The following is a 16,657-nucleotide window of genomic DNA, read 5'->3' on the forward strand; positions in this document are numbered from 1 at the left end:
TTACAGCGAGTCGAGAAAGTCACCGAACGCCGCGAGTGCGGCTTCCACGTCGGCTGGCGAGCGCGAGGCAGCGATTCGGAACCCTTCCGGAACCCCAAAGAACCTACCGGGGACGATGAGAATGTCTTCATTCCACGCGGCTTCAGAGAGTGCGTCGCCATCGAGTTCCTCGTGAAACAGCAGGCCAAACGTACAGCCGGGGCGAATGGTTCCTGTGAGGTCGTCGCGGTCTTCGACGAACGCGCTGAGCTGGGTGTGATTCTCAGTGAGATGTGCTTGGGCACGGTCTCTGAGCTGGCCTGCGTTGTGAAAGGCGCGGCGGGCGAGGGCGACGCTCGGGCCGGAAATCGACGGCACGTACTGCAAGATGTGGTTCGCCCGGTTCACAAACGCCGCATCCGCGATGAGCCAGCCAATGCGGAGTTCGCCAAGGCCGAGGAACTTCGTGAGCGACCCCGTGACGACGATGTTGTCGAGTCCGGCCGCCGTGACGCCGCCAAAGGCGAGGTCTCCCACTGGCGCTTCGACGAATGCACCGTACACTTCATCGACGAGCAAGCGCGCACCCACTTTGGCACAGTCGTCTGCGAGGGCTGCGAGGTCGTTGCGGGAGGTCAAGACGCCCGTGGGGTTGTGGCGATTAGTGACCATGACGAGCGCTGTTTCGTCGGTGAGTGCACTGTTGACCCGTTCAGCATCGAGTTGCCAGTCGTTTTCTTCCACCCTGAGAAAGCGGTCGGTTTGGCTGTTGAGCGCCTCTGGTGTCACGACGAGCGGTTCGTAGCCCGGTTTTTCGACGAGGATTCGGTGGTCTGGATCCTCTTCCGCTGTATTTTCGTCTCCAACCGTCGCCGCGACAGCGAGAAAGTTCGCATGCGTCGCACCGGCGGTGATGAGCACGTTTTTCGGAGAGACACCATAGGCGGCGGCAATCTGTGATTCGAGGGAAACCTCCTCGGAAGGGTTTTCGAGCCCAGAGAGAACCGATGGCGTCACGCGCGTATAGGAGGGCGTGTCCGTGCGAAGGTCGCTCGACCCGAGGTCGTATGTGGCTGCCTCTGGTCGCCCCGCAATCCAGTCGAGATACGAAATGACAGGGAACATAGTTCTGTTGTATCACGATACGAGTTTAGCTTTCCGCCGTTGGCAATCAGCCCCACGCGCAGTGTGCGTGCAATTCAGTGACGGGACAAATAAATGGGGGAAATAATTATATAGGGGAGTTCACTTGGTGAGCAGCTATGCAGGCAGTGAAGTAAATAGGTAAGCCAACAAAGAATCGGTTGCCGGGTGCCTCTGACAAACCGGCAATGTAGACCGGTGGGGTGGCTTTGCCCGGGGCCACCACACTTGGTTTCACTTTCACTGAAAATTCATCTTGCTACCAATGGGTGGCGCTGAATTTTCGAGGGATTGGGTGGGCTCAGGGGGGACACAATCCCCCTGAGGCCGAACATCACGGCTATTTTGTCGAATCGATGGCGTCGTCACGCCACTCGGCGTATACATCGAGAATCGAAGTTTCGTCAAACCGCTCGATACACGGCACGTCGTAGGGGTGAAGCTCTACAACACGGTTGACGAGCGCATCGTACTGCTCTGCAGTGGTTTTTGCGAGCAGTGCAACTTCGTCGTCCTCGTGGACAGTGCCCTCCCAACGGTACACCGACCGACACGGCACGAGATTCACGCAGGCTGCGAGCCGGTCTTCGACCAGTGCGTGCGCGATGGAGTCGGCCGCCTCCGGCGGTGCGGTGATGTAGACGGTAGGCATCGGTGAGAAAATCGGGTCGCTCAGGCTTCGAACGGATTGTACGTGCCGTTTATATCCCACTCGTGGATGCAGTGGGGCTTGCCGATGCGCTTTTCGCCGTCTATCGTTGCGATTCGCCAGCTTCCGACCGTGTCGTCCCAAACGTCAGCGCGCCCACACTGGGTACAGGTGCGCTCTCGGGGTGGGACAATCGTTTCAGGCATGCGTGGTAACAGACCACGCGACATAATGAATCCCTCGCCTGCGTCCGGTCTGTCCACCGACCCCACCGAAAGCACAAAGTGGTGTGCGAGCGACCCAACGGCAATGGGTCACACGGCCTGCTCGCTTGCTCACCAATCGACACGGTACCTCGCATGAACACCGCAACCCACCTCTCAGAAACCCTCGTAGAACTGGACGTTGAGTTCGTCTTTGGCTACCCCGGTGGCCGCGTCATCGAACTGTTCTCCGACCTCGGTGACACGCCGATTCAGGTCATCCGCCCGCGCGACGAGCGCGAAGCGAGCGTGATGGCCGAGATGTACGGTCGGCTCACCCGCAAGCCGGGCGTCCTCGCCGGACAGGGGCCGTGGATTGGTAGCCTCGGCGCAATCGGACAGATGGAAGCCCGACTCGGCTCCTCACCGATGGTCGTCCTCACCGAAGCCTCAGAGCGTGGCGAGTATTCGACGCTCGCGCCTTACCAACAGGCACGCGGCGATTACGGCGGGCTCTCGCTGCCCGACATCCTCGGGGCGATAACGAAAGAACACTGGTTCCCTCGCACGCCAGTCGAAACCCTCCGGAGCGTCCACCTCGCGTTCAAACACGCGACGAGTGGACGACCCGGCCCGACGGCCGTCATCCTCGATGGTGGCGCAATCTCGAAGGACGTACCCGAAAATCCGGTACCGCCGCTCTGGGACGCCAACGCACAGACGAAAACGTGGAAGTCCCGGCCAACGGACGCAGACCTCGACCAAGCGGTGACGGCGCTCGAAGCCGCCGAACGCCCGGTCATCGTCGCCGGAAACGGCATCCACGCCGCGAACGCCTACGACGAACTCGTCACGGTTGCAGACCAGTTCGATTGCGCCGTGGCCACTTCGTATCTCGGGAAATCAACCATCGCAGAAACCCACCCCCGTGCCGCCGGCGTCATCGGCTCGTTCGGCCACGAAGGCGCGAACCAAGTCGTGAGCGAGGCGGACGTGCTGCTCGTGGTTGGCTCACGACTCAATCCTATGGACTCGAACTGGCAGGCCCCGGAGTTCATTCGCCCCGATGAACAAACCATCATCCACGCGGACGCAGACACGCGAAACGCCGGGTGGGTGTACCCCGCGGATGTGGGCCTCATCGGCGACGCAAAGGAGACGCTTGCCGCGCTCGCTACCCGTGGCGAGGCGACTTCCGGGTGGGCGAAAGACCGAGTCGCTGAGGCACAACAGGACTTCACCGCACCGGAATGCGAAGCCAACAGTTCGCCCGTCAAACCACAGCGTGCCGTCAAGGAAATTGAGCGCGTCGTTGACGAGGACACGATTGTCACCGCAGACTCCGGGAACAATCGCTTCTGGCTGTTGAACTACCTTCAGACACCTGCGCCGCGAACCTACTTCGGGAGCGGTGGCGTCGGTGGGATGGGCTGGGCAGGTCCCGCCGCCGTGAGCGCGGCGCTTGCGACCGACAAAGACGTGATTGCAGTGGCCGGAGACGGCGGCTTTGCGATGACGATGACCTCCATCGAGACGGCCGTCGAGTACGGTGTTGCACCCACGTACGTCGTGCTCAACGACACGAGCCTCGGCATGGTCCGCGAGATGGACGCCGACATGCCGGGCGTGGAGTTCCAGAACACGGACTTTGTCGCCGTGGCCGACGCGCTCGGCGGGAATGGCATTCGCGCAGAGTCACCCGACGAACTCCGCGCCGGGTTACAAACGGGCAACGCCGCGGACACGCCGACGGTCATCGACGTGCGTATCGACCGGTCAGAGCGGATGGCAGACACCCTGCAGTCGTCGTTCTACGCCTCGGTCGGTGGGCTTCACGAGTGAGCGACGACCCGGCGGACGGCGAGTGCGATGAGGATGAAGAGGAAACCGCCGGTCACGCCAACAACTCCGAGGAGCCCCCAGTCACCGAGACTGAGCGAAACCGTGCCGAAATAGCCGCGAAGTGGCGTGTAGACGACAGCAAGTTGGAGCACCAACGAACATGCGACGGCGAGAAACAGCCACCAGTTGATGACCGGCGTGTGACGGAGCCAGCGCACGACGAACAGTTTCACGAATTCGAGCAGGACAAACCCCGTGAACACCATCGTGAGCGCGTAGGGCGTCACCGTCGGCGCGCCGTCGAGGACGACCACCATCAGTCCGAGCATGACGAGGGCGGCCGCCACGCCAGCCCCGCCGACGAAGCCGAGCAGTTCGCGGTCGAGAATGCCACTCGCCCGCTCTCGGGGCTGTCTGTCCATCACATCCTCGCCCGAACTATCGACGCCGAGGGCGAGGGCTGGCAGGCCGTCGGTGAGCAGATTTATCCAGAGCAATTGCACCGCCGGGAGGATGAGATACCCCGCGAGCGAGGCGACGAACACCAACAGTACCTCCGCGAAGTTCGCAGAGAGCAGGTAGGCGACGAACTTCCAGATGTTGTCGAACACGGCCCGGCCGTTTCTGATTGCCGTGCGTATCGTGGCGAAGTTGTCGTCGAGAAGCACGATATCGCTGCTTTGAGCGGCCACGTCCGTCCCTCGAACGCCCATCGCCACGCCCACGTCTGCGCGCTTTAAGGCGGGTGCGTCGTTCACGCCATCGCCGGTCATCGCCACGACGTGCCCCTGTGCTTGTAACGCGGTTAAAATCCGCACCTTGTGGGCGGGCGTCGCCCGGGCGAACACGGTGGTTTCAGACAGGCGTGCGGTGAGTTCGTCGTCGTCCATCGCATCGAGTTCCGTGCCGTCGAGGGAGTCTCCCTGAAGGCCAATCTGTTCGGCGATGACGGTTGCCGTGACGCGGTTGTCACCCGTGATGAGTTTCACGTCGATACCGGCGCGGCGACAGTCAGCGATTGCGGCGACGACTTCGGGTCGGGGTGGGTCGAGCAAGCCCTGTAATCCGACGAACACGAGCGAGTCGTCCGGCTCGTCGCTGGTGCTGTAGGCGAAGCCGAGGACGCGGAGCGCCGCCGTGGCGAAGGCGTCCGTCTGCTCGCGGATTCGCCCACGCATCTCGTCTGTGAGCGGGACGACACCCGCCTCGGTGTGGACGTGCGAACAGTGGTCGAGCACCGGACGCGGTGCGCCTTTGACGTAAGCCACGTCGTCGTGGACGGTCATCATCTGCTGGGTTTCAGCAGAAAACGGGCGTTCTGCAATCCGTGGGTGGGCGGCTCTGACGGCGTCCGGGTCGAGGCCGTACCAGCGCGCAGAGCCGAGCAACGCCTGTTCGGTTGGGTCGCCCACGTCGTCGGTGGCGTCGTTGCAGACGACGCCGATTTCGAACAGATGACGAAGTCTGTCGTCCGCAGGTGGCTCGTCGTCGAGCGAATAGACGGTGTCTGGCACCCAGACCTGATTCACGACCATCTCGCCTTCGGTGACGGTTCCCGTCTTGTCCGTGCAGATGACATCGACCGTCCCGAGCGCTTCGACCGCCGGGAGTGCTCTGACGAGAGCGTGTTCTGCGGCCATCCGCCGAACGCCGAGGGCGAGTGTGAGCGTCACCACCGCGGGAAGCCCCTCGGGGATAGCGGCCACCGCGAGCGAGACGGCCGCGAGCACGGCTTGCACGGCGTCGGTTCCGGCGACCACGACGAGGATTGGGGCGAGCAGCGCAGAGACGAGGAGAATGCCGATACCAAGGGACTTCCCGAGCGCCGCGAGGTCGCGTTGGAGCGGCGTCAGTGGCGCGGTGGCAGAAGCGAGCGCCCCAGCAATTTCGCCCATCTCGGTGTCCATTCCGGTCGCCACGACGACGGCTTCACCGCGTCCACGGGTGACGGTCGTTCCTCGGTACACCATGTTCGTCCGTTCTGCGAGCGGCGTGTCGCTCGGGAGCGTCTCGACTGACTTCTCGACGGGGAGGCTCTCGCCGGTCAGCGGCGCTTCGTCGCATTCGAGCGTCTGGGCGGCAGAGAGCCGCGCGTCCGCCATCACTGCATCACCATGCGTGAGAACGAGCACGTCGCCGGGAACGACTTCTGTCGCCGGGATTTTGTACTCGCGGCCGTCTCTGCGGACGGTAGCGGTCGGCGTTGCGAGTTCTCGCAGGGCGAGCAGGCTCTGTTCTGCACGGTAGTCCTGTGCGAACCCGAACGCGCCGTTCGCGGCGACGATGATGCCGATGAGGAGGGCGTCGATAGTGTTTCCAACCGCCGCAGAGAGGAGGGCCGCGACGACGAGCACGCCGATGAGCGGGCTCGAAAACTGGGCTGTGAGAATCGAAAGTGGCCGCCTGCCCTCGGTGTCGATGAGGTCGTTTTCGCCGTGAGAGGCGAGACGGCGGGCAGCCTCGTCGCTCGCCAATCCCTCTCTGCTACTATCGACGGCACCGAACACCTCCTCGACCGTCGAGTCGTGGCTCACCACAGCCTACAGTTCGTCAGACTGATAGATAGGCGTAGCGTCCCTGCCACGACAACGTTTTTCGCATTTCCAACCAACGTTCGTGACAATGGCAGAAACGGTACTCGTCACCGGCGGCACTGGCTTCATCGGCGCATACGTGGCCCAAGACCTCGTCCACGCGGGCCACGACGTGGTCGCGTACGACCTCTCAACCGACAAAACCCGCCTCGACAAACTCGGCGTCGCAGACGATGTGAGGGTGATCCGCGGCGACGTGACCGACCCAACCGCCGTCGTCCGCGCGGTCAAAGAGTCGGGCGCGACGCGCATCATCCATCTCGCTGCCCTCCTCACGACCGCTGCAGAAGCGAACCCGCGCGCCGCGATGGACGTGAACATCCAAGGGACGAACAACGTCTTCGAGGCGGCGCGCACGCTCTCTGACCAAGTAGAGCGCGTCGCGTGGGCTTCAAGCGCCGCCGCCTTCGCTCCGCCGAGCAACTACGGCGAGTGGGTGACCGAGGACGATCTCGTGTATCCTGACACGCTCTACGGCGCGACGAAGGTGTACAATGAACATCAGGCGAAAGTGTATCTCGAAGAGTTCGGCGTCTCGCACGTCGCGCTTCGCCCGACGGTGGCCTACGGCCCCTACCGCGAAACCGGCGGCTCAGCCTTCCTCGCGCAGATGATAGAACGCCCCGCTCTTGGCAAGTCCTTCGCCGTTGAGTTCGGCGACCAAATCATCGACTGGCAGTACGTCCGCGACATCGCCCAAGCGTTCCGACTTGCCGCCTTCGCACCCGACGAAGACCTGACCCAGCGCGTGTACAACGTTCGGGGCGAACTCGCCACGATTCGAGAGGCCGCAGAGGTCGTGAAGAAGGTGATTCCCGAGGCAGACCTCTCTGTCTCTGACGAAGGCGAACTGCCGTGGACGCAGGTGCTCGACATGACCAAAGCCCAGCAAGACCTCGGCTACGTCCCCGAGTACGACCTCGAAACGGGGATTCGTGAGTACGTGAAAGTGCTCCGCGAGGAAGCAGGGCTGGAACCGCTCTAGTCTACGTTCAACACCACGCCGTCGTCTTTGGCGTTCGGCGCGCCGACGATGAACGCCTCGCCCGACGTCACGCAGACGAGTTGGCGGATTTCGTCGGGCGAGACGAGGACCATGTCACCCGCTTTCAACTCCTCAGTCGAGTTTTCGTAACGCATCTCGAACGTGCCGCTGAGGATGTGGTAGAGTTCTTCTTGCGTTTTCTGTCGGTGACGGTTCAGCCGCTGACCGGGTTCGAACACCCAGACGTTGGGACGCATCTTCTTTGGCCTGAGTTCGTAGCCAACAGCTTTCAGGCGCGGGGAGTCCTCGCCAACGTCTCGCACGTCGATTTCGTCCAGATTCACCTTCGCGTGCATACCTGCATTTCGTCGGCTCACCGCAAAAAATCGCGCTCGCTACTCTTGGGTCTGTGAATACCGTTTGACCCACTCTTTCAGACTAATCCCCATCGCTGCCTGCGTGATAGCGTTCGAGGACGCCGAGTTCGCGCTTTTGACGAGTTCGGCTTCCATCGTCCGGCGGGGAATCTCGCCGATGAAGTGTGGGATGGCGCGCTGGACGGCGAGCGGAACGCCGACCTCGTGGGCGAGCGCGTAGCCCGACATCGAATGGGGAATGTCCTCGGTGACGTAGGTCGGGTCGGGGTCCGTCAAATGGTCGTCCACGTGCGTAACGTACTCGTAGCACTTGCCCACGTCGTGGAGCAGGCAGGCGGCGCGAATCACGTCGAAGTCGGGGTCTGCGCCGTGGAAGTCGCGCTGGATTTCCGCGCTCGCCACGGCGATTTTCACGACGCCGCGGGTGTGTTCGACGTTGGTCACATCGTGGATGTTCCACGCGTACGGGATGTCCGCGATGTCGCGCCACCCGCCGCGTTCGAGGCCGCGCGCCCACGCTTCGACCACCTTTTCGCGGAGGTCGTCGTCGCGGATGTCGGCGAGTTCGGGAAACGCCTCTCTGACCTGTGCTGCGCGGTCCATGGTCAGTGCCCCGTCTCGTCTTTCTGTACTGTTTCTGTGCCGATGAAGCGCGGTCGGTCGCCAATCGAGAGGAAGTTGTTCACGTCCTCGCGGGCTTCTTTTGCCTTGCCCTTTGCTGGGTCGTAGTCGCGCGACCCTTCGCTCCCGAGCGCGTCGTGGAGCGCGTCTAAGTCCTCGAAGTAGAGCTCGGCCACGCCGTCGAACTCGGCGTTCTCGGGGTCGGTCGGCAGGATGGTGTCGTACTTGACGACGCCTTCGATTTCACGGGCGATTGGCGTGTGGTTGTTCTGCCAGTGGTCGACGAACGCCTCGTGGCTCATCCCATCCTTGCGAACGAGGAATGCAGAGTGCTTGTAGAGGCCGTCGGTGTCGCCGCCCACGTCATCTCGTTGGACGATGACTTCGCCGATGAATCGCGGGCGGCGCTGGATGTCGAGGAAGCTATCCACATCTTGACGGGCTTCTTTCGCCTTGCCCATTGCGGGGTTGTAGTCGCGCGAGCCTTCGCTCCCGAGCGCGTCGTGCAGCGCATCCAAGTCCTCGAAGTAGAGTTCCGCGAGGCCGTCGAACTCGGCCGCTTCTGGCGTGACCGGGAGCACCGTCGCGTACTTCACGACGCCCTCAATTTCGCGAGCAATCGGGACGTGATTCGTCTGCCAGTAGTCAACGAACTCCTCGTGGGTCATGCCCTCCTTTCTGACCAAAAGCGCGACGTGCTTGTACATGCGTCAGCGGATAAACTCGGGATATCACAATAAACTATGAGGAACGAACTCGAGAATTCAGTCAATTTGGCGGAACTTCTACGGTTAAGCCCTTACCCATCGAAGATGCTGTATGAACCGTTCAGTATTCGCAACGGTCCTCATGGGGCTGGTGGTAGTTCTTGCAGGATGTTCTGGGGGCGTCACAGACAACACAACGACGACGGCAGGAGCCGGAAACGATGTCACCACGACGACACAGACGACCGCGCTCGGGGAACCGTACACGGCGTCGGGTGACGAACTCGATGCGACGACGCTGGCTGCAGCGCACGAAGCGGCGCTCAAAAACGCGGGCAGTTTCACGAATCAGCTGAACATCTCGGTTGATACGACCAACGGGACGCTCGACCTCAACGCGACGACGCGGGCGAATCTGAACGACGGGACGGCCAGCCAGACGAACCTGCTCGCGTTCGAGGAGTTCCGCTTTGAGTCGACGGTGTACACCGCAGGGTCGTCCTCCTACGAGCGCACGTACTTCCAGTCGAACGACTCTGAGTACACCGAGTACCGCCAAGGAAGCGAGCCGTACAGTAACATAGAGGAGGCAGAGCCGGTCGACGTGAACGACGCGATGCAGATTGACATCGTCACCGACACGGTCGACGGCGCAGACTGGACGCAGGTCGGTGTCGAACAGTTCGACGGCGTCTCCGTGACGCGATACGAGGCAAAGGGAGTAGAGAGCTTCAAAGACCTCCGTGAGGACATCGACCCGGCGAGCAACCAGACGATTACGAACGCAGAAGCCGTGTTACTCGTCGATGAGAACGGCATTGCTCGCTTCATCGAGATTCGCTTCGAGGTCGAAGACGACGATGTTTCGGGGACGATTTACCTCATTTCGAAGGTGACCGACGTTGGCTCCACGACGGTCGCAGAACCCGATTGGCTCGACCGCGCGAAACAGAGCTGATCGAATTCGATTTTTCACGAACACAGCGCTGAAAAAGTTCTTCACGGTTGTCGGTGTTGGTGACGTATGACGCGAAATCGTCGAGATTTCATGGAGGGAACCCGCGGCACGCAAGCGGTTGATTGGGAAGCACGCATCGACACCCACCGCCTCCGCGAAGAGCGCCACGCACGAGCGCTCGCACAGCTCAAAGCGGAAGGCCTCGGGAGCATGCTCCTCATCGACGACCCGAACGTCCGGTACGTGACCGGCCTCGCCATGACCGGCGGAAGCGGCGCAGACCACTACACCCTGCTCACCGAAGACGGCTCGGTCGTCCACTGGGACACCGCAGACCACGCGAGCAACCAGCGGTTCAACTGCCCGTGGCTAGATGACATTCGCTACGCCTGCCCCGGCCTCGGCAACGTCCCCCGCGCCTCCGGCAGTCCGTCTGCCCGCAAATTCCTGCTCAACACGATGGCTGAAACCGTCGTTGAGGCGATGGAGGAGTACGGCGTTGCAGACCAGCCCATGGGCATCGACGTGGCGAACGGCGGCCTCGTTTCCGCCTTCGAGGACCACGGCGTACAGGTCGAAGCCGAGAAGTGTTCGCGGGCGATGGAGACGGCGCGAAAGACGAAGACCAAAGACGAAATCGAGTGTTTGCGACAGGTTGCGGCCATCTGTGAGGCAGGCTTCCAGAAAATTAAGGAGGTCGCCCGCCCCGGAATGCGCGAATCTGAGGTGTGGGGCGAGGCCGTCCGCGAACTCTGGCGACACGGTGCGTTCGTCGGCGGGGGCTACCTAACCTCGGGGCCGAACACCTGGCCGAAACATCAGGCGAACACCACAGACCGGATTCTCCGCCCCGGCGACCTCGTGTACGCTGACTTCTACAACATCGGCTATCTCGGTTATCGCTCGTGTTACTACCGCACCTTCTCGCTCGGCGAGCCGACGAAAGCGCAAAAAGAGGCCTACGAACTCGCCCGGTCGAACCTGTACGCCGTCCTCGACCGCATCGAACCGGGTGCGACGACTGATGAGGTGTGCAAAGGCTTCCCCGACATGGAGGGCGAGCACGCCGACTACTACGGTGCGACCGACCACTGGCAGATGACAACCAATCACTGGGCACACGGCCTCGGCCTCCAACTCTACGAAGTGCCGCTCATCTGGCGGGGCATCTCCGAAGACCACCCAATCGAACTCGAAGAGGGCATGACGATGGCCGTCGAAACGCAAGAACCCGCAGACAATCAGGGCGTGCGCTTAGAGGAGATGGTCGTCGTGCGCGAAAATGGCGTCGAAATCCTGAGTCAGTGGCCGGCAGACGAGATTACCGTCATCGACTACTAACGGTGGATGACGTAGACGGCTTCGGGGTAGGCTTTCTCACCGATGTACGTCTCGCCTTCGCTTTCGAGGGTGAAGCCGTAACCTTCGTAAAACGCGTTGCCGAGTCGATTGTCTTTGAGTACCATCGCTCGGACGAGGTCGACGCCGCGGTCGAACAGTTCGGTGACCGCACTTTGGAGAAGGGCCGTCCCGACGCCGCTTCGTCTGGCTTCGGGGTGGACATATAGTCGGAGAATGTCGCCCTCGTCGTGATTCCAGAGGGCGTGGACGAACCCCCAGACGGTGTCGTCTTTCTCTGCGACGAGCATGACGGTGTCCGTCCGGGCAATCTCTTTTTGGATGAGGTCGGGATTGTACCAGTCTACGACGCCCTCGCTCGCGGTTTCCCGGCTTAGAATCGTTGGATAGTCACCCTCCCACGACGCCTGCGCAACTGTCAAAATCCCCGTCGCATCCTCCGGCATCGCGGCCCTCACTGACATGCATACTCATAGCACGACAGGTCGATTAGTCTTTTCGTCGAAGCCACATCTATAACGGTCGCTTGCGTGGGTCGCGTATGCAGATTGGTACGGGGCTGTTCACCTGTCAGCATCGCCCTGACGATGACCGCACACTGAGTGACCTCTATCAGGAGATGCTCACGCTCGGGCGCGCCATCGAGGATGCGGGGCTTGCGAGTGCGTGGGTCTCAGAGCACCATTTTACCGACGACGGCTACCTTTCAGGGACGATGCCCGCCCTCGGCGCGATCGCCGCCACCACCGATTCACTCGAGATTGGGACGTGTATCGCCCTCGCGCCGCTTTACGACTCGGTTCGCCTCGCAGAGGACGCCGCCACCGTCTCCCTGCTCGCAGACGGCCGCCTCTCGCTCGGGATGGCCGTTGGCTACGTAGACGACGAGTTCGACCGCTTTGGCGTGCCGAAAGACGAACGAACCGCCCGCCTCGAAGACGCGATTCACGTCCTCCGGGGCGCGTGGTCGGACGGCCCGCTCGATTTCGACCCGCAGTTTCACGATGCGCCCGCAGATACGCTGGTGACGCCGAAACCAGAGAAGGCGCCGCCAGTTTTGCTCGGCGGAAAGGCCAAACCCGCCGTTCGTCGCGCCGCCCGACTTGCGGATGGGTGGATCGCACCCTCCTCGCTCTCCATCGAGGGCGTGAAACTCCGGCAAGACGATATCCACGCCATCCGCGAGAAAGAGGGACTCGACGGCGAGTTCACGACGTATCTGATTCAACACGGCTTTGTCGGAGAATCGAAGGAGGAAGCGTGGGAGACGATGAAGTCTGGCTATCTCTATCTCCAGCGAAAGTACGCAGAATGGGCCACCGGCGAGACCATCGACGAACTATCCGCAGCGCGCGTTGAGGAACTCAAAGAACAGGCCATCTTCGGCACGCCTGCGCAGGTCGTAAACCAACTCGAATCCTATCGCGAGGCGCTCGGCGACGACGTCCACTTCATCTTCCGGACGTACTACCCCGGCATCGGCACCGACGAGATGGTCGCGTGTATCGACCGACTCGGCGACGAGGTCGTCCCACACTTCGCCTGACCTCGGCTACACTTTTCGCGCTGCCGCCCGTAGGCAGGCTATGGGCTTTCACACCTTCAACAAAGACCACGCGGACTTTCTCGATGACCCGATTCGTTATCGCTTTCTCTCGGTTGACGAACTCCTCGCCCACCTCGCACTCGAACGCGAGATGACCGTCGTAGACCTCGGTAGTGGGACGGGATTCTACACCGACCACGTCGCCCCGTACGTCTCGAAGGTGCACGCGGTGGACGTACAGGAGGCGATGCACGACCTGTATCGCGAGAAAGGCATCCCTGAAAACGTCTCGTTGACCACGGCGGAAATCGGCGACTTGCCGTTCGCAGACGAGTCGCTCGATGCGGCGCTCTCGACGATGACGTATCACGAGTTCGCGGACGAATCAGCGCTTTCGGAGGTGCGTCGCGTGTTGAAACCCGGCGGGAGACTGGTCGTCGCAGACTGGTCTGCAAACGGTGAGCACGTCGAAGGGCCGCCACTCACAGAGCGATTCTCGCTTGCGGAGGCGAACGCGCAGCTCGAAGCCGCCGGATTCACCATCGACTACGCGAGCGAACGCGTGGAGACGTTCCTGATTGCCGCGACGAAAAACTAGCTGAAGTCGGGGAGGTCTTCTGGCGCTTCGTACTCGGCTTCCCAGTCTACGTACTCCTCTTTCAACACGTCGCTCACGATTTGGCCGAGTTCGGTGAGTCCGGCGTTGATGGCAGAGACGTCACCCCACGAGGTGAGGCCTGGGTGGAGGTTCTGTTCTTTCCAGTTCTCGGGGAGGCCGGGTGCGTGATAGCCAACTCGATTGGCGAAATCGTCCCAGAAGAAATCGAACTCGGAGATGAGCGAGAGGTCTTCGACGACAGTGAACTGGGCTTCGGTCACGTCCGTGTGCTCTGCCCACTCGTTGAACGAGCGCTCCCACGCGCCGTCCACTAAGAACTCCTGTAACTCCTCTCTGCGGTAGTCTTGGGAGCCAAACACCTCCGCGTCCTCGTAGTCGGCAACGTCGGTGTTGGTGACGATGCGGGGGGCCGGTGGGGCGTCGATGTCGAGACTCATAGAAGGCAGTATGTGAGAAGAGCGGATAAAACCGCGTCCCTACGCCGTCCCGTTCATTTCGGCTTCGGCGCTGAGCGCTTCTTCGAGGAGGCGCTCGCCGTCGGTGGTGGCGACGGTAAGTTCCGGCACTTCGGTTGGCACGTGGTGGTCGTCGATGGCGACGTAGACGAAAAACGACTCCGTCGTGAGTTCGGTGTCGCCGGTGAGCGGGTCTTCGCGGTAGGCACGCAGGCGAACCCGAACGCTCGTGCGCCCGGATTTGTAGACGTAGGCGCGGATGAGGGCGGTTTCACCGAGGGGGATCGGCCGGTGGAAGTTCACCTGGTCCATGCGCGCGGTGACACAGGTTTCACCGGCAAAGCGCATCGCTGACATCGCGCCGACTTCGTCCATCCACTTCATCACGTTGCCACCGTGGGCGATTTCGTAGGTGTTGGTGTGGTTCGGCAAGATGAGTTCACGATTCTCGATATACGTCTCCATGAGCGACGGCATACGTCGGGGTTTTCGCGGGAGGGAAATGAGTCTGCTGTCTCCGCGCCTCGAATGCGAACTGGTACGATTCCAGACACGAGTCGTGACCTTTACCGCACTGCGCCTCTGAGTGTGAGTGTATGTCACATGACAGGGTGACAGTTTCGCTCGATACCGACGCACGGGCGGCGCTCGAAGACCTGACGAGCCGCACCGGTGTGGGCCAGAGTGAGATGGTTCGACGTGCGCTCACCTTCTACGCCGCGAACTTCCAAGCCGCAACGACAGAGACGAGTGCGAATCTGCAAGACTACCACAAGATGCTCTCGGGTGGCGAGCACGCGCTGCTCGACATCGACTTCCTCCACTGTTTTCTCGACTATGTCGAAGGAGAAAACGGCGAGCCAGACCCGGAGTTTCTCGCGGATGCGGACAAGGTTTCAGACTACCACGCCCACGAGTACAAAGGGCAGTTCGACAACTTAGGTGACATGCTCGAATGGCTCTCACTCTGTGGCTTTCTCACCGTCAGGCGCAGCGAGGAGAACACCTATCATGTCGTCTATCCGTCAGAACAGCTTCGCTGGTTCATGACCCGATTCATCGAACGCAGTTCGGTTCACCTGCCGTTCACCATCGAAACTGAAGAGGGTCTCACAAAGGTGCTGATGACTGAAATTCCGGAGTAGCAGACTGTCTCTGCATAACTTTTCACACCTTCCCACAACTGTTCATACTCAGTGTTGCTACTGTGAGACAGGGTAACAAGAGCCTATATATGGATGGTGGTCTGACTCCGACCATGGCATCGGGTGACAAGTTCGTACGAGAACTCCAGCGTCGGCGGTTCCTGCGCCTCGCAGGACTCGCAGGCGCGACCGGGCTCGCAGGGTGTATCAGTCAAGAAGACGTCCAAGACGACGGCGGCTCCGACGGCGGAGGCGGTGGCGGCGGAACCGAAGAAGGAACCGACGGCGGCTCTGAGACCGACAACGGCGATTCGGGCGACAGCGGTGGCGACAGTTCGTCAGTCGATGTCGGCGTGGTCATCCCGTTCAGCGGTGACCTCTCTGACTTCGGTGGTCCAATGATGAACGCGCTTCGGATGGCCCAAGAGGACATCAACGCGGCGGGCGGCCCGCTCGGGCGCGAGATTGAACTGCACGACGAGGACTCGGGCACCGACTCGACGCAGGGCGTGAACGCGGCGAACAAACTCGTGGATACGAACGGCGTGAGCGCCCTCATCGGGGCGGTGTCGAGTGGAGTCACCATCAGCATCGCAAAGTCGGTGACGGTGCCGAACAACGTGCTCCACATCACGTCGGCGTCGTCCTCACCGAGCATTTCGACCTTAGATGACAACGACCTCGTCTTCCGGACGCGGACGAACGACCGCTTCGTCGCGAAGGTGATGGCGAAAATCATCGAAGATCAAGGCGTCGAGAAAGCCGCGGTCATCTACATCAACAACGACTTCGGCGAGGCACTTGCAGACACGTTCGAATCATCCTTCTCGGGGACGACAACCACGACCATCGGCTACGAATCCGGGCAGTCGTCGTACCAGCAGATTCTCGCAAAGGCGTTCGAAGACGACCCCGGCTTCGTCGCGTTCGCGGGCTACCCCGAGAGCGGGACGACCATGCTCAGCCAGTGGGCAGAGGAAGGCTACGGCGGCAACTGGGTGCTCCACACCAGCCTGCTCTCCGAGGACGTTATCGAGAACGTCGGTGCAGACGTGATGAACGGGATGTACGGCGTCCGCACCCAACCACCGAGCGGTGGCGCGACGGAATCGTTCGTCGCTGATTACAAGGAAGCCTATCCCGACGCGCAGGTGTTCGACCCGTACTCGTGGAACTCCTACGACGCGCTCGTCTCCTACGCGCTCGCCGTCCACAAGGCGGGTACGGACGACGCAGCCGAAGTCAAGAAGGCGATGCGCGAAGTCTCGAACCCCGACGGCGAGGCCGTGAGCTACGGAGAGTTCGGCGGCGGTGTCGAGAAGTTAGACGCCGGGACGGCCATCGACTACAGTGGGCCGAGCGGGAACGTCAACTACGACGACAACGGCGACGTGGCCAGCGACATGGTCATCGTCCAAGTCGAAGATGGCGAGTTCACAAACAAGGACACGATTCCAGCGGACGAACTCGTCTAA

The 16,657-nt window shown here is 61.6% G+C and carries 18 protein-coding genes; 8 read left to right on the top strand and 10 right to left on the bottom strand.

Annotation, left to right across the window (positions count from 1 at the left end; all coding sequences use genetic code 11):
• From V5N13_RS01845 to V5N13_RS01855, 3 genes are all read right to left on the bottom strand, one after another.
• Complete coding sequence (locus V5N13_RS01845; RefSeq protein WP_336359384.1) at nucleotides 1-1,104, bottom strand: pyridoxal phosphate-dependent aminotransferase; 1,104 nt, start codon at nucleotides 1,102-1,104, stop codon at nucleotides 1-3.
• 358 nt (nucleotides 1,105-1,462) lie between these two features.
• Nucleotides 1,463-1,774, bottom strand: coding sequence for a divalent-cation tolerance protein CutA (cutA, locus tag V5N13_RS01850; protein WP_336359385.1), 312 nt, complete (start codon nucleotides 1,772-1,774; stop codon nucleotides 1,463-1,465).
• Between the two features lie 20 nt (nucleotides 1,775-1,794).
• Entirely contained in the window at nucleotides 1,795-1,977 is a 183-nt protein-coding gene (locus V5N13_RS01855; RefSeq protein ID WP_332899142.1) for an HEWD family protein, read from the bottom strand.
• Nucleotides 1,978-2,130: 153 nt separating this feature from the next.
• Here V5N13_RS01855 and V5N13_RS01860 point away from each other — a divergent pair, with 153 nt between their 5' ends.
• Nucleotides 2,131-3,816 carry a thiamine pyrophosphate-binding protein gene (locus V5N13_RS01860; protein WP_336359386.1) on the top strand — a complete coding sequence of 562 codons (1,686 nt, stop codon included), beginning with the start codon at nucleotides 2,131-2,133 and terminating at the stop codon, nucleotides 3,814-3,816.
• On the opposite strand, the gene V5N13_RS01865 is transcribed toward V5N13_RS01860, so the two are convergent.
• On the bottom strand, nucleotides 3,807-6,353 hold the full coding sequence (locus V5N13_RS01865; RefSeq protein ID WP_336359387.1) for a cation-translocating P-type ATPase: 2,547 nt from the start codon (nucleotides 6,351-6,353) through the stop codon (nucleotides 3,807-3,809). The genes V5N13_RS01860 and V5N13_RS01865 overlap by 10 nt on opposite strands.
• 85 nt (nucleotides 6,354-6,438) lie before the next feature.
• Here V5N13_RS01865 and V5N13_RS01870 point away from each other — a divergent pair, with 85 nt between their 5' ends.
• The gene (locus V5N13_RS01870) at nucleotides 6,439-7,395 is read left to right on the top strand and encodes an NAD-dependent epimerase/dehydratase family protein (protein ID WP_336359388.1); all 957 of its coding nucleotides are present in this window, start codon (nucleotides 6,439-6,441) and stop codon (nucleotides 7,393-7,395) included.
• Here the strand turns inward: V5N13_RS01870 and V5N13_RS01875 are convergent.
• From V5N13_RS01875 to V5N13_RS01885, 3 genes are read right to left on the bottom strand one after another with little or no spacing between them, the layout of a single operon-like run.
• On the bottom strand, nucleotides 7,392-7,751 hold the full coding sequence (locus V5N13_RS01875) for a cupin domain-containing protein (protein ID WP_336359389.1): 360 nt from the start codon (nucleotides 7,749-7,751) through the stop codon (nucleotides 7,392-7,394). The genes V5N13_RS01870 and V5N13_RS01875 overlap by 4 nt on opposite strands.
• 39 nt (nucleotides 7,752-7,790) lie before the next feature.
• Nucleotides 7,791-8,375 carry an HD domain-containing protein gene (locus V5N13_RS01880; protein WP_336359390.1) on the bottom strand — a complete coding sequence of 195 codons (585 nt, stop codon included), beginning with the start codon at nucleotides 8,373-8,375 and terminating at the stop codon, nucleotides 7,791-7,793.
• Between the two features lie 2 nt (nucleotides 8,376-8,377).
• Nucleotides 8,378-9,100: an EthD domain-containing protein gene (locus V5N13_RS01885; protein WP_336359391.1), complete on the bottom strand. Its 723-nt coding sequence runs from the start codon at nucleotides 9,098-9,100 to the stop codon at nucleotides 8,378-8,380.
• 112 nt (nucleotides 9,101-9,212) lie between these two features.
• On the opposite strand from V5N13_RS01885, the gene V5N13_RS01890 reads away from it, so the two are divergent.
• Entirely contained in the window at nucleotides 9,213-10,058 is an 846-nt protein-coding gene (locus V5N13_RS01890; RefSeq protein ID WP_336359392.1) for a DUF7537 family lipoprotein, read from the top strand.
• 66 nt (nucleotides 10,059-10,124) lie between these two features.
• A complete protein-coding gene (locus V5N13_RS01895; RefSeq protein WP_336359393.1) occupies nucleotides 10,125-11,399 on the top strand; it encodes a M24 family metallopeptidase in 1,275 nt (424 codons plus the stop codon).
• On the opposite strand, the gene V5N13_RS01900 is transcribed toward V5N13_RS01895, so the two are convergent.
• Nucleotides 11,396-11,881: a GNAT family N-acetyltransferase gene (locus tag V5N13_RS01900; RefSeq protein ID WP_336359394.1), complete on the bottom strand. Its 486-nt coding sequence runs from the start codon at nucleotides 11,879-11,881 to the stop codon at nucleotides 11,396-11,398. The two genes, V5N13_RS01895 and V5N13_RS01900, sit on opposite strands and share 4 nt — an antisense overlap.
• 77 nt (nucleotides 11,882-11,958) lie before the next feature.
• Between V5N13_RS01900 and V5N13_RS01905 the strand changes: the two genes are divergently transcribed.
• Both V5N13_RS01905 and V5N13_RS01910 read left to right on the top strand, forming a co-directional pair.
• Nucleotides 11,959-12,963 (top strand): LLM class flavin-dependent oxidoreductase, encoded by a 1,005-nt coding sequence (locus V5N13_RS01905; protein WP_336359395.1) that lies wholly within the window; start codon nucleotides 11,959-11,961, stop codon nucleotides 12,961-12,963.
• A 40-nt stretch (nucleotides 12,964-13,003) separates the two neighbouring features.
• Nucleotides 13,004-13,561 (top strand): class I SAM-dependent methyltransferase, encoded by a 558-nt coding sequence (locus V5N13_RS01910; RefSeq protein WP_336359396.1) that lies wholly within the window; start codon nucleotides 13,004-13,006, stop codon nucleotides 13,559-13,561.
• On the opposite strand, the gene V5N13_RS01915 is transcribed toward V5N13_RS01910, so the two are convergent.
• Both V5N13_RS01915 and V5N13_RS01920 read right to left on the bottom strand, forming a co-directional pair.
• Entirely contained in the window at nucleotides 13,558-14,019 is a 462-nt protein-coding gene (locus tag V5N13_RS01915) for a hypothetical protein (RefSeq protein WP_336359397.1), read from the bottom strand. The two genes, V5N13_RS01910 and V5N13_RS01915, sit on opposite strands and share 4 nt — an antisense overlap.
• A 39-nt stretch (nucleotides 14,020-14,058) precedes the next feature.
• Nucleotides 14,059-14,514 carry an acyl-CoA thioesterase gene (locus tag V5N13_RS01920; RefSeq protein WP_332899155.1) on the bottom strand — a complete coding sequence of 152 codons (456 nt, stop codon included), beginning with the start codon at nucleotides 14,512-14,514 and terminating at the stop codon, nucleotides 14,059-14,061.
• A gap of 119 nt (nucleotides 14,515-14,633) precedes the next feature.
• Between V5N13_RS01920 and V5N13_RS01925 the strand changes: the two genes are divergently transcribed.
• Both V5N13_RS01925 and V5N13_RS01930 read left to right on the top strand, forming a co-directional pair.
• Nucleotides 14,634-15,182 (top strand): ribbon-helix-helix protein, CopG family, encoded by a 549-nt coding sequence (locus V5N13_RS01925; protein ID WP_332899156.1) that lies wholly within the window; start codon nucleotides 14,634-14,636, stop codon nucleotides 15,180-15,182.
• Between the two features lie 113 nt (nucleotides 15,183-15,295).
• The gene (locus V5N13_RS01930) at nucleotides 15,296-16,657 is read left to right on the top strand and encodes an ABC transporter substrate-binding protein (RefSeq protein ID WP_332899157.1); all 1,362 of its coding nucleotides are present in this window, start codon (nucleotides 15,296-15,298) and stop codon (nucleotides 16,655-16,657) included.

This window comes from Haladaptatus sp. ZSTT2, assembly GCF_037081775.1.
GTDB lineage: Archaea > Halobacteriota > Halobacteria > Halobacteriales > Halococcaceae > QDMS2.